We start from the raw sequence: 13,255 nt of genomic DNA on the forward strand, positions 1-13,255 counted from the left end.
AGTCAATAAAGAATGGGAGAGATGATGTATGTCACATTTTATCTGTACGACGTGCGGTGTCCAATATCCTGAAAGCCAAAAAGAGCCTGCGGAATGTCTTATTTGCAACGAAGAGCGTCAATATGTGAACCCATCCGGGCAAGAATGGACGACATTGGAAGCCATGCAACAGAGCGGATTATACGTGAATGAAATTCTTCAAGAAGAAGACGGGTTATTCAGCATTACGACAAAGCCTTCATTTGCCATCGGCCAAACCGCCTATCTTATCCAAAATGAAGGGTTTAATGTATTATGGGACTGCATTACTTATTTAGATGAGAAAACGATAGAGGAAATCCGGCGTTTAGGCGGAATTCAAGCGATTGCGCTATCTCACCCGCATTACTATTCGACTCAGGTGGAATGGGCAGAAACCTTCAACGCTCCGATTTACATTCATGAGGATGATCGGGAATGGGTAGTGCGGCCGAGTGACAACATCATTTTCTGGTCGGGAGAGTCCTTTGAACTGGCCAGGGGCATTACTTTGCACCGCCTTGGCGGCCATTTTAAAGGAGGGGCTGTCCTCCATTGGGAAAGCGGCAATCAACATAAAGGGGTTTTACTAACCGGCGACATTATTCAAGTCGTTGCTGACCGTCGGTGGGTGAGCTTTATGTACAGCTATCCTAACCTGATCCCTCTTCCGGCGGAGAAAGTCAGGGAAATGGCGGATCACGTGAAAGACTTATCGTTCAACCGCATCTACAATGCTTTTCACCGGGTTGTGGCAGAACGGGCAGACGAGGCCGTCCAGAAATCAGCAGACCGGTACATAAAAGCCCTTGAAGGAACGCTTTTTACAACGTAATCCGGTTAAAATGGGGAGAGCATGTTTAGTAGATAAATGTCATTTTTTAGTGGATCGGCTGATAAATCATTGAAAGTGGCTGATAAGTGACAAAAAGCGGCTGATAAATTTCAAAACTGGCCGTTATTCGATAAAAAGTGGCTGATAGATTTCGAAATGATTTGCCAGGTTCGGGACGAAGGATGAAAACAGGCACTACTTTCGAAGTTGCAGAACCATCGAAAGTAGTGCCGTTTTCTATTTGGATACAACAAGTTGTTCGGTCAACAAGCGAATGGCCGTTTTTCGGATAAGTTTCGGAAGGACATGAAAGGTATACGGCTTATAAACGCGTTCGGTCCATTGGTGGCCGTCTTTACCATAGACGCCCATGTTGATGGATGCGATGTTCAATTCCCGAATATCTTTAAATGGCGTCCTTCCAATTGAGTCCCATTCAGGAATATTACGAATCAACGAGAGAATTTCTTCGTCAGATTCATGCAAGGACAAAAAGCTTCCGTCGGCTAAATAAGGGAAGAACTTTTTAACTACAAATGTTTCCTTTGTTTCTTCTTCCATTTCAGCTGCAACTGTTTCAATCACTTGAAGTAACGCACGGTCGCGGATATTATCCTCTTTCAGATGATTGTGCGGCAAATAAGGCGGCGCGAAGAAAAGAATGACTCTCGGTTTCTTATCAGGATCGAGCTGCTGCAATGCTTCGACTACTTTAAAACAGAGCATCCGCAGCTCCGTTCCTTTATTTTCACGGACCACCGCTTTTGTACAAGATGCTGTATCAATGCCTTTACGCTCAAGCTCATCGATAAAATCGGCTAATGTTGTCACTTCGATATTCCATAAAAGCGGTTTTGGCGGGAATCCGGTTTGTTTTAGAAAGGTTTGATATCGCTCATATGATGCATGTTCCACTTCAGAACAAGCTTCAATCGCAATAGCAGTCAACATGTCCATAACTTCTTTCGCCATTCGTTCATAAATAAAATAATTAAAGTACAAATAGCTGCTTTTCGCTGTCTGGACATTATAATTTTCTTTCGTATCCCTCTGAAATAAACAGGTCGGCGGCATGCACAGTTCTCCTTTGATCCGTTCAGCCAAATCAAGATTGTTATGAATCCGTCTCGTTAATTCAGATGCAATGACATTTGGATCAATCCCAGTTAACGTGTCGCCAACATGAACTTCCCGGCCGTATATATAAAAACACGGAAGGAGCTTGCCTGCTGCTCCAGTGTAGATGTAGCGAGTGACGTCGCCTTCATATAATGGCGTGATGAAATCATCATTAATCGCTGCAACGAACTCTAAATTTTCTTGTACGCTTAAGCGTTTCAGCTCCGAAATGGCCGATTGCACACCGGCATGCTGGCTTTCTTCATCCGGGTTTAACATAAGAAGAATGTTTCCTGGAAGCTCGTCTAGATGTTCGCTAATGTAAAGAACATTTGCAAGATGGACGGCAATCCCGCTTTGCATGTCGACAGCGCCGCGGCCAAACAGCCAATCGCCAGAACGCGCGTCATGTTGTACTTGTTGGTCAAACGAATAATTTGAAAAAAACGCCTCTAACGCATCGGGATTTAACGCGTCTTTTTTTAATGATCCATAATCTTCAATCCCGACTGTATCGATATGGGCATGAAAAATGACTGTTTTCGGTGAAGCGTATTTCCCGCGAATGAAGGCAAAAATATTTTTCCGGCCTAGCGGATCCCCTGGTATTGGCTGAGCCCATACGTTCATAGGGTGCTGTTTAAAATAAGGAAAGGTGAAAAGAGTTTGTTGAATGAAGTCGGCCACATTCACTTCACCTTTTGTTCCATTCACGCTTGGAATGCTAATCAGTTTTTTTGTAATCGTTTCCACTTGTTCAGCCAACGTTAGTTCTTTTAGTTCGTTATACATGATGTTCAACCTCTCACTTCTAGGAAACTTCGATTTTTCTTACTTCCTGTTGTTTTTTCTTTTGAACAACCAAATGGTAATACATATAGCAAAAAACAATAAACGGAACACTGCAGTAAATTCCGAGCCGCTGCTCTGGAATAAAGAGCAAGGAGACCAAGATAATGGCGTATAATCCAAACCCTAGGATTGGAACTATTGGGTAAAGTGGCGTCTTGAATTTTAAGTCTTTTAGCTTTCCGCCTTCTTTTACATACTGTTTGCGGAAGAGAAGCTGCGATAAGCAAATGGACATCCAGACGATGATTGTAATGACACCTGAAATGGAAATCAGCCACACATATACTGTTTCAGCCGCGAAAACGCTTGTTAAAAGAGAGAATGCCGAAACGCTAATTGTCATGACTAAAGCCCGGAGCGGGATGCCGCGTTTGGACAACCTTTTCAAAAAGGAAGGTGCCATGCCATCCATCGATAAAGACCATGCCATTCTTGATGCAGCGTAAGTGCCTGAATTCGCAACCGAAAGAAGAGCGGTAAGAATAACGAAATTCATAATATCTGCTGCATACGGGATACCGATTTGATCAAACACGGAAACAAACGGGCTTTCGGATAATCCGGCTTTGTTCCATGGAATAAAGGCATTGATAATCGTAATTGCTAAGACGAAGAAAATGATGGTCCGCCATATAATATTGCGAATCGAACGGGGGAGCGTTTTCCCGGGATCCTCGCTTTCTCCTGAAGCGATCCCGACAAGTTCCGTCCCCTGAAAAGAGTAGTTGACAGTAACCATCGTTAATAATATGGCTGTTACACCATTGGGAAAGAGCCCGCCATGGCTTGTGAAATTTGAAAAAAAGGGGGCGGCTTCATGTCCTTTTAATGGAATAATGCCAAATACAGCTGCGCCGCCAAGGACGATAAAGGCAAGAATAGCTGTTACTTTAACACTGGAAAACCAGAATTCTGTTTCTGCATAACTTCGTGCAGATAATGCATTAACGGTAAAGATGATCGTGCCGAATAGAATACACCATACCCAGACGGGGACCTCAGGGAACCAGCGCTGCATCGTTATTCCGGCTGTTGTAAATTCGAGGCCGGCCGTATTTGCCCAGCTTAGCCAATAAAGCCAGCCAATTGTAAAGCCGGTCGACGGGCCAATATATTTTGCAGCATAGGTTTGGAAAGACCCTGAAACTGGCATTGCCACAGCTAATTCTCCAAGACAAAGCATAACGAGATACATCAGTAACCCGCCAGCCATAAAGGCGAGAATGGAACCGCCGGGGCCGGCTTTGTTTATGATCAAGCCTGAACCGTTGAATAATCCTGTCCCAATAACGCCGCCGAGAGCGATCATGAAAAGGTGCCTGCCTTTCATGGTTCGCTGTAACTCCGTGTTCGAGTTGTTTGATTGAATCATAAGGTTACCTCACTTTCGTTTCTTTTAAAGATGCATTTTCTAGACTTCCAATAGGTGTCAGTTTCCTCCTTTCAAATGATAGTGATTATAGGAATTCCACAGTAGCTTTAGTAAAAGCCAACTGCGGAAAACGCTTACATTCATTGAACTTAAAATCGCATCAATTTACTTTCCAGGAAAGATGAATGTCCCAGCTTTAGTTTCCGTAATACGGAAAGTGTTTTCACAATAAGATAAAATCTATTTTTATTTAAAATTATTTTGATTTTGTTGTCAATACTAACAATTCAAAAATTCTGTGTAAAAATAGCTTCATTTTCTAGTATTCTCTCCTTCTTTCAGTTTAGAAGATTCGTTGACAAGAGAGGTGCCGGGCAATGACTTTTTATTTTTCTATGTATAGAAACTTCCTTATTTAGGCAAAAATCTCCCTGGGAAAATTTTGTGTATGATCCAAAGAAGTTAATTTTCGATTTTTATTGACAAAAGATATGGATTCGATATAACCTTAAGAAGTCAGACATCTAACATTAAAATAAGAAAATTAGGATAAATCGCTAAAGAGCATTTGGTGAGGCCAAAATGATAAAGTAAGCATATATGCTCATTTTGCCAGGTGACTCAGTAGCCTTTTTTGCTTGCAGCAAAACGGACTACTTAGTATACTTTACGTTTAACTTCCTAAAGTGAAAGTATACCGCCAAAATGCGCTGCGTACTGCGGCAGCGCCGGTGCCGTCACATTCTGGTGCCGTAAGATGCTTGCGGCGCATGCTTAAGAACTGGCGTACGGTCAAGTTTCTAATGCTGCTTTACATCTGGCGAGCTTAATCTCAGATCTTGAAATCTGACCGGTTAAGTCGTCAGACATCCAACAAATAAAAATGAAAACGCGTGCAAAAGTTTCTTTGAAACTGCAAATAGATAAGCGTCAGGAAGGAAGGATAATGCTAGTTTTGAAACCGATTACAGACTGCATTTGATAGATTGAGTTTTTTAAACAAATACTTGCATTTTCAAAAAATACGGTAAAGGAGAAAAGGCATGAAATTTTTAACGTTTATTTTAGGGCTGCTCGTCGTTTATGGGCTAGCTTTCATTGCCAGCAGCGACAGAAAGAAAATTAAATATAAGCCGATCTTTATCATGATCGTCATTGAACTTATTTTAACCTATGTATTATTAAATACAGAGTTTGGGCTTATCATCGCGAAAAGCCTATCGACATTCTTTAATAAACTATTAGAATGCGCAGCCTCCGGGGTCAACTTTGTGTTTGGCGGGCTGGCAAATGAAGGACAGGCTCCTTTCTTCTTAAGCGTGCTGCTTCCTATCATTTTTATTTCGATCTTAATTGGTATACTGGAGCACTTTAAGATTTTACCGCTTATTATTAGAGGCATCGGTTTCTTATTGAGTAAAGTAAATGGACTTGGGAAGCTCGAGTCATACAATGCTGTTGCCGCGGCCATTGTCGGGCAAGGTGAAGTATTCATCACGGTTAAAAATCAATTAAGCAAGCTCCCGAAAAAGCGTTTGTATACGCTTTGCGCATCATCGATGTCGACGGTTTCGATGTCGATTGTCGGCTCCTATATGAAAATGATCGAGCCGAAATATGTGGTGACCGCAATTGTATTAAACTTGTTCAGCGGTTTTATTATCGTCCATATCATCAATCCATATACGGTGGAAAAAGACGAAGATCTATTGGAATTGCAAGAAAACGAAAAGCAGACGTTCTTTGAAATGCTCGGGGAATATATTATGGTCGGCTTTAAAATTGCGGTCATCGTCGCCGCAATGCTCATTGGCTTCGTTGCTTTAATTACGGCCATCAATACCCTGTTCTCATCGATTTTCGGCATTTCATTCCAGCAAATATTAGGCTATGTCTTTTCTCCAATTGCATTTGTCATGGGGATTCCAGCTTCAGAAATGGTTCAGGCAGGATCGATTATGGCAACGAAAATTGTTACGAATGAATTTGTCGCGATGATTGATTTGACAAAAATTCAGCATCATTTATCTGCCCGCACTGTTGCTATCTTATCCGTATTCCTCGTTTCCTTTGCGAACTTTTCTTCGATCGGCAATATCGCCGGCGCAACGAAAGGAATCGACGAGAAACAGGGGAATGTCGTCTCGAAATTCGGGCTTAAATTGCTTTACGGGGCAGCATTAGTCAGCGTTTTATCCGCAGTGATCGTCAGCGTGATGGTATAGGAACAAATAAAAACATCCATCAAAGGGATCTCATTTCCCTTAATGGATGTTTTTTGTTGTATAAATTTCAGAATTATGATACTATTTCTGCTAATAAATGAAGTGTTAACTTCATATTGTAAAACTAATGCAGGATAAACTTCTTTTATAGGTGATCGAAGATGCAAATGATCGAACAAATGGTCAATGACCGTTTTTATGAGCTGTCGAAAGGACAGCAAAAAGTGGCTCATTATTTGCTTGAACAGAAAGAAATGTTTGCTGTAAAGTCCGCTGATGAAATTGGGAAAGCGGCGGGTGTGAGCGAGGCGACGGTCATTCGCTTTTGCTATGCGATCGGGCTTGAAGGATTTTCCCATTTGCAGAAGTTAGTCCGGGAACAGCTCTTTCCATCGAAAACGAGTTTAAGCGAGTATGAAATGAAAAAGCTCGGCCTTGCCGGCGAACCTGATTTTTTTGCTCATAGTATGCAGCAGGACTGCCATCATATTCAACAAACGATCGAAGCAATCCGCCCTGGAGATATTGAACGAACGGTTGAAAACATCATTCGTGCCAATCGCGTCTATATTGCCGGGGCGCGTTCTTCTTACGCTGCAGCCCACTGGCTTTCTTTTGCATTAGGGGTGATGAGGAATAACGTTCATTTATTCCGTCCGGAGATCGACGACCTGGCAACTGTATTTTCTGAAATGGATGAAACGTCAACATTTATCGGCATTTCGTTTCATCGCTATGTGAAAGAAACGGTTAAAATGGCGGAATTGGCAAAAGGGCAAAAGGCCTTTGTCATCGGCATCACCGATTCTGCGGTTGCGCCGATCAGCCGTTATTCTGACGTTTTACTATCCGTTTCATTACAGGAAAAATCGACGCTTGATGCGAGCCCCGCTTTATTTTCGTTGCTCAACGCGATTACTGCAAATGTTTTAATTAAAGACCGCGAGCGATTTGAGAAGCGGAAACGGCAATATGAAGCAATCAATGATAGTCACCTGTTTGTGGAGTAAACGAAATGAAACATAAAAATAGAAGGAGAGGGATGTAAATGAAAATAAAAGAAGTTACATTGCGCCACTTGAAAATGAACTTAAAGGCTCCGTTCTCCACAAGTTTTGGCACGTTTAAGGATAAAGAATTTATTTTAGTAGAAGTGAAAAATGATCATGGCCAATCGGGATGGGGGGAATCGGTTGCATTTATGTCGCCGTTATACAATGAAGAAACATTGCAAACAAACTGGCATATGCTTGAAGATTTTCTTATTCCGCAGCTTATAAACAAAGAGATTTCGCATCCGGATGACGTTTCCGCCCGATTTTCGCCGATCAGGCGGAATCACATGGCCAAATCGGCTATTGAAGGCGCGGCCTGGGATTTGTATGCAAAGGAAGAAGCGAAGCCGCTTGCCGCTACGATAGGCGGGGAAAAGAAAAAAATTGAAGTCGGCATCAGCATCGGCATTCAGAAGACGGTAGATGATCTTTTAAAGCTTATTGACGAGTATGTAACAGAAGGCTATAAACGGATGAAAGTGAAGATTAAACCAGGCTGGGATGTTGATGTCATAAGAGAAGTGCGCAAACAGTTCCCTTCCATCCAGCTGATGGCCGATGCAAATTCTGCTTATACATTGGAAGACTTGCCGATTCTGAAGGAATTGGATCAATTTGATCTAATGATGATTGAACAGCCGCTCGCTTCTGATGATATTGTTGATCATGCGCGCGTGCAAAAAGAACTGGCGACGCCGATTTGTCTAGATGAGAGCATACATTCCGTGGAGGATGCCAGAAAAGCAGTCGAGCTCGGAAGCTGTAAAATTATCAACATAAAAATCGGCCGGGTTGGCGGGTTAACCAATGCAAAGAAAATTCATGATTTCTGCAAGGAACATCACATCCCGGTATGGTGCGGGGGAATGCTTGAGTCTGGAATTGGACGGGCCCATAACATTGCGCTTACAACATTAGCGAATTTCACGATGCCAGGGGATACAGCCGCCTCTTCCCGCTATTTTGACCAGGATCTTATCGAACCGGAAGTAACGGTGCATGATGGCTTCATTACAGTACCGGATGAGCCCGGCATCGGATATGAGCCGAATCTTGATGTGATCCGCGGGTTTACCATTAAAGAAAAAACATATAACAACTAATGCCTTTGAATTTCAGTAATCGAACATTCGTTATTTTAAGAACACCTCGTTAGCTCTGTGAAATGAGGAAAAACGATCACGAATCGTTACATGATTTAAAATGTTTTCGTTCTCGGACAATAAGTGCTCTTATTTTGGACAATAAGTCATTCGGTTTAGACAATAACATCTTACTTTTGGACAAATAAGTGTACAAAATACTAAATTTATTGTCCGACACAGGCCATTTATTGTCCGATGGAATCGATTTATTGTCGGAAATCAACTGTTTATTGTCCAGATGCCATGAAAATAGCACCACACTACCACACTAGAGAAGTTTGTTCCTGTTTTTTGCTTTTATTTTTTTTACAAGCGAAAATGGATTCTTGAAAATAAGAACTTTCTTAGCTGAAAGGGCACTAGTGATTCAACTGTTGCATGACAAGAGTTCAGAAAATTACAGCAAAACGGTATGTTGAAAATTTACGTTGGAAGGAAGGATCTCATGAGTCTTCAAGCTGAAACGAAAAAGCCGCTAGAGCAAAAATCAAAATTTAAAATGCCGGATGCGTATGTTTTGCTTTTTTTTGTGGCTCTTCTTTGCGCCATTGCTACATATTTTGTACCTGCCGGGGAATTTAAAAGAGTGACGAAAGGGTTAATTACGACAACAATCCCGGGAAGCTATCATTCGGTTGCCCAGTCCCCAGTAGGATTTGTTTCATTTTTTACCGCGATTGAACAAGGAATGGCGGCCGCCGCGCCGATCATCTTTTTGATTCTTTTTACGGGCGGTGCCATCGCTATCCTTGAAAAAACAGGGGCCATCAATGGATTAATTTATCATGTCATCAACAAGTTCCGCCATCGTCAGCTTCTTTTCGTTTGTATCGTTGCCGCCTTGTTTTCTGTTCTTGGAACGACAGGAATCATCGTTAACTCGGTTATCGGGTTTATTCCAATCGGGCTCATCGTTGCCCGCTCGCTAAAGTGGGACGCGGTTGTAGGTGCGGCCATCATTTATCTCGGCGCTTATGCCGGCTTTAATGCGACGATTCTTTCGCCGTCGCCGCTCGGGATTTCACAAAAAATCGCGGAGCTCCCGATGTTTTCAGGAATAGGCCTGCGGGTTGCCATTTATGTCTGTTTCTTATTAGCCACCATTTTGTATATTTACTGGTACATCAAACGCTTAAAGAGGACGGATAAAGGTAGCGTTCTCGGCAATGACTGGTTTCCGAGCAAAGCGCTTTTACTGGATGAAGATGCATCTGAAGAAAGTGTTTCCTGGACCTTCCGCCATAAGCTCATTTTAGCAGTAACCGCATTATCGCTCGTTGGCTTTTTGGCGGGGGCATTTTGGCTAAAGTGGTCGGATGCGGAAATGACAGGCATGTTCATTTTCATTGCGCTTGCTGCAGGGATCATTGGCGGGCTCAGGGCGAATGATATCGCTTCCACATTTTTAGCTGGCTGCCAGCAGCTCGTTTATGGCGCATTGATCGTCGGAATGGCCCGCTGCGTTTCCGTTATACTTGAACAAGGGAAACTCCTTGATACGATCGTGAATGCTCTGGCACATCTTCTTCAAGGTCAAAGCCCTATCTTCGGCGCCATTGGCATGTATATCAGCAGCGCGGCGCTCCATTTTCTCATTTCGTCAGGAACGGGAGAATCGGTCATCTTCATTCCAATTCTCGCACCATTGGCCGACTTAATGCATATTACAAGGCAAGTGGCGGTAGAAGCCGTCATGCTCGGAGAAGGCGTCGTCAACTGCATTAATCCGACATCAGGCGTTTTAATGGGCGTGCTCGCGGCAAGCGGTATCCCGTACGTCAAATGGGTTCGCTTCATGGCCCCGCTCGCTTTCATCTGGTTTGTCATCGGACTCGTTTTTCTTATCGTCGGCGTCGGAATTCATTGGGGACCGCATTAATGAATGATTAGCACCGCTTGAATCGAACTTAAGCGGTGTTTTTTGCTTTTTTACGGAAAAAGTAACTTTAAAGCTAAAAAAATGAATCAAATCGCACTATTTTTTGCTCATTTTTTGATCTTGTCCTTGTAAGGAAAACGTTTTGGGGTTTTATTTATACCGGGTGAACAAATGAGGCGCTACTTTCAGGGAGCTCCTCATTTATTTTCCAAACTGAGAGATTTATTTTCCAATTTGCAATTTTTATTTTCCTTTTTAACAGATTTATTTTCCGATTTCCGTGATTTATTTTCCATTCACCGAAGTGTTTGAGTCAAAATAAAACGTTATGAAAGCATCCTGAGTTGAAAGATATCTCTTTCAATTTGATTGAAAACTGCCTCGAAATGATTGATATCCTCTTTAAATTGATTGAAAAACAGCAAATGAGAGGGGGGAAGAATGAAAAGTGTCCTGAATTGAAAAATACCTTTTTCAAATTGGTTGATAACTACCTCGAAATAATCGATAACCCCGATGAATGGATTGAAAAGTGAACTTGCGGCTCCACTTTTTCCAAGGAAGCGGAAAAAAACGCCTGGAATATCCAGGCGCTTGTTGTCTCCATTTTTTATAAGGCCATTTCCTTCAATTTTCGTTTTACGATTTTTCCAAGGCTGTTTTTAGGAAGCGAATCGACAAATTGAATTTCAGGTATTTTGTACTCAGCAAGCTTTTCTTTGCAGTAGTTGATAATCTCTTCTTTAGAAAGAGGATTCCCCTTTTCTTTTACGATGTACGCGCGGGGGATTTCGCCCCAGAACTCATCAGGAATGCCGACCACCGCGACCTCCAATACGCCGCTGATCTCATGGATGACTTTTTCCACTTCGCCGGAATAGATATTGTCTCCGCCATAGACGATGACATCTTTGTACCGGTCCATAATATATAAAAAGCCGTCTTCGTCGAATTTCCCGGCATCCCCCATATAGAGCCATCCGTCCTTGAACACTTCACGCGTGGCTTCCGGATCTCTCCAATAGCCTTTGAACATGTATGGGCTTTTTACGACAATTTCCCCGACTTCCCCTGTCTTAAGCTCTTCATGGCTATCCGGATCTACTATTTTCACGTCGACGTTTTGGATGGGCTTGCCTACCGAATTCGCTTTATCATAGCCCATGTCTGGACGCCATGCGCTGACCGCCCATCCTTCTGTACTGCCATAGCCCTGTGACAATGCGATGCCATATTTCGCATATTCCTTGATTAAGCTTTCCGGCACTTTAGTCCCGCCAGACTGGGCCATTTTAAAGGACTCGACGTTTCTTTCGCTCTGTTTCAATTCCTCTAGCATGTACGTATAAGTGGAAGGGAAGCCCATCATCATGTTGATCTTCTCATTTTCAATCATCTCCCAGATGGCTTTAGGATCGGTGTTGGAGAGGCAAACCATCGTCATTCCGTAATAAATGCTATTTAGAATGTTCAAGCAGGAGCTCATATGGTAAAAAGGATGAACCCCGAGAAAGCGCATTCCAGGTTCGACTTTCCTCAAGTTTCCGATTTCTGAAAACCATGCGTAAAGATTTCCGTGCGTGATAACGCAACCTTTAGAATTGCCGGTCGTTCCCGAAGTAAATAAAAGAAGGGCTGGATCCTCGCTTTGGACCGTACAATCAGGCTCGGTTTCAGGCTGATTTTCCAGCAAACTACTAAGTGACGGGACAACGTCCATTCCAGACCCGGACAAAATGATAGAAGGGATCATTTGTTTTTCTTCAACCAGAGACAAGGATTCCTTATATTCTTCATCATAAAATAAAACTTTAGGCTGGCACGTTTCAATGACGCCTTCCATTTCATATGCCGTCATTTGCCGGTTTAATGGGGCAGCAATTGCGCCGATTTTGATGGCGGCCATCATAATTACCGGGAAAGGCCAATTGTTTTTGCAAAGGATGGCCACCCGATCCCCTTTTTGAACACCTTTCTCCAATAAATAATGGGCCAGCTGGTTGACCCGTTCATTGTATTCTTTAAACGTCAATCGCTCTTTTCCTCCGACCAATCCTTCCAGTAGAGGGGTGCTGTCTGCACGGTCTTTCAAAAAAGCTTGTATTGTTCCCATTGTTCATCACTCCATTAAATCATCGATTGCTAATTTGATGGTTCAAAAATAAATGGCAGAAATCCTTTTATCCCTATAAATTTTCTATCTTTATTATTTTGCTACTATAATAAAAAGAATTCAATTAAAGAGGTTTGCTGTAAAAAGATATAAAAAAATACACCACGCAAGAATAGAAATTAGGAGAATATGCCCTTGTAGGGGAATTAAAGGATGTATAGGATGAAGTGGTATTTAAAAATTTTGGAAGGGATTGAGGCGTATAAAAGCGTTGCAAAAAGTTGTTTCATTGTCTTTAATCGTTTTCCTGGCTTTTTTAGCCATAGTTGATTCGGATTTGTCTACACGGGCGTTTGCGGCAGACCATCCAGCCTGGCAAGCGCGGCATGGTATGACGGCGGAACAGTACCAGTGCACGTTTAATGACCTGGTCAAAAAAGGTTACCGGCTTACTCACATAAGTGTTCATACAGATGGCAGCGGCAGAGACCGCTATGCGGCGATCTGGGTGAAAGAAAAGGGTCCGGTATGGCAAGCCCGGCATGGAATGACGGCGGAGCAGTATCAGCGTACGTTCAATGACCTGGTCAAGAAAGGCTACCGGCTGGTCGATGTGAGCGGCTATGCCATTGGCGGCAAAGA

General features: G+C 42.7%; 8 protein-coding genes and 1 pseudogene. 6 read left to right on the forward strand and 3 right to left on the reverse strand.

The genetic code is table 11. The features are described 5' to 3' along the window. Positions 1-28: 28 nt before the first annotated feature. The gene (locus tag H538_RS0119080; protein WP_026678930.1) at positions 29-853 is read left to right on the forward strand and encodes an MBL fold metallo-hydrolase; all 825 of its coding nucleotides are present in this window, start codon (positions 29-31) and stop codon (positions 851-853) included. A gap of 237 nt (positions 854-1,090) precedes the next feature. Here H538_RS0119080 and H538_RS0119085 read toward each other — a convergent pair whose 3' ends face one another. Continuing rightward, the gene (locus H538_RS0119085) at positions 1,091-2,764 is read right to left on the reverse strand and encodes a M20/M25/M40 family metallo-hydrolase (RefSeq protein WP_035351660.1); all 1,674 of its coding nucleotides are present in this window, start codon (positions 2,762-2,764) and stop codon (positions 1,091-1,093) included. Between the two features lie 19 nt (positions 2,765-2,783). After that, the gene (locus tag H538_RS24515; protein ID WP_051291577.1) at positions 2,784-4,196 is read right to left on the reverse strand and encodes an amino acid permease; all 1,413 of its coding nucleotides are present in this window, start codon (positions 4,194-4,196) and stop codon (positions 2,784-2,786) included. Positions 4,197-5,239: 1,043 nt separating this feature from the next. Here H538_RS24515 and H538_RS0119095 point away from each other — a divergent pair. The 4 genes from H538_RS0119095 to H538_RS0119110 all read left to right on the forward strand — a co-directional run bounded on the left by H538_RS0119095 (position 5,240) and on the right by H538_RS0119110 (position 10,500). Next, the gene (locus tag H538_RS0119095) at positions 5,240-6,421 is read left to right on the forward strand and encodes a NupC/NupG family nucleoside CNT transporter (protein ID WP_026678932.1); all 1,182 of its coding nucleotides are present in this window, start codon (positions 5,240-5,242) and stop codon (positions 6,419-6,421) included. A gap of 161 nt (positions 6,422-6,582) precedes the next feature. Further along, on the forward strand, positions 6,583-7,431 hold the full coding sequence (locus H538_RS0119100) for a MurR/RpiR family transcriptional regulator (protein WP_026678933.1): 849 nt from the start codon (positions 6,583-6,585) through the stop codon (positions 7,429-7,431). Positions 7,432-7,469: 38 nt separating this feature from the next. Next, the gene (menC, locus tag H538_RS0119105) at positions 7,470-8,579 is read left to right on the forward strand and encodes an o-succinylbenzoate synthase (RefSeq protein WP_026678934.1); all 1,110 of its coding nucleotides are present in this window, start codon (positions 7,470-7,472) and stop codon (positions 8,577-8,579) included. Positions 8,580-9,066: 487 nt separating this feature from the next. Further along, positions 9,067-10,500 (forward strand): YfcC family protein, encoded by a 1,434-nt coding sequence (locus H538_RS0119110; RefSeq protein ID WP_026678935.1) that lies wholly within the window; start codon positions 9,067-9,069, stop codon positions 10,498-10,500. Positions 10,501-11,110: 610 nt separating this feature from the next. Here H538_RS0119110 and H538_RS0119120 read toward each other — a convergent pair. After that, positions 11,111-12,613, reverse strand: coding sequence for a class I adenylate-forming enzyme family protein (locus H538_RS0119120; RefSeq protein ID WP_026678937.1), 1,503 nt, complete (start codon positions 12,611-12,613; stop codon positions 11,111-11,113). Between the two features lie 271 nt (positions 12,614-12,884). Between H538_RS0119120 and H538_RS26390 the strand changes: the two are divergent. Beyond that, positions 12,885-13,255: pseudogene (locus H538_RS26390) on the forward strand (hypothetical protein); the annotation flags it as partial.

This window comes from Fictibacillus gelatini DSM 15865, assembly GCF_000430745.1.
In the GTDB taxonomy this organism is placed as follows: domain Bacteria; phylum Bacillota; class Bacilli; order Bacillales; family Fictibacillaceae; genus Fictibacillus_A; species Fictibacillus_A gelatini.

Excerpts from the sequence above, each read along its gene's own strand:
- H538_RS0119080 (WP_026678930.1), top strand. The coding sequence starts at position 29 with ATGTCACATTTTATCTGTACGACGTGCGGTGTCCAATATCCTGAAAGC.
- H538_RS0119085 (WP_035351660.1), bottom strand. The coding sequence starts at position 2,764 with ATGTATAACGAACTAAAAGAACTAACGTTGGCTGAACAAGTGGAAACG.
- H538_RS24515 (WP_051291577.1), bottom strand. The coding sequence starts at position 4,196 with ATGATTCAATCAAACAACTCGAACACGGAGTTACAGCGAACCATGAAA.
- H538_RS0119095 (WP_026678932.1), top strand. The coding sequence starts at position 5,240 with ATGAAATTTTTAACGTTTATTTTAGGGCTGCTCGTCGTTTATGGGCTA.
- H538_RS0119100 (WP_026678933.1), top strand. The coding sequence starts at position 6,583 with ATGCAAATGATCGAACAAATGGTCAATGACCGTTTTTATGAGCTGTCG.
- menC (WP_026678934.1), top strand. The coding sequence starts at position 7,470 with ATGAAAATAAAAGAAGTTACATTGCGCCACTTGAAAATGAACTTAAAG.
- H538_RS0119110 (WP_026678935.1), top strand. The coding sequence starts at position 9,067 with ATGAGTCTTCAAGCTGAAACGAAAAAGCCGCTAGAGCAAAAATCAAAA.
- H538_RS0119120 (WP_026678937.1), bottom strand. The coding sequence starts at position 12,613 with ATGGGAACAATACAAGCTTTTTTGAAAGACCGTGCAGACAGCACCCCT.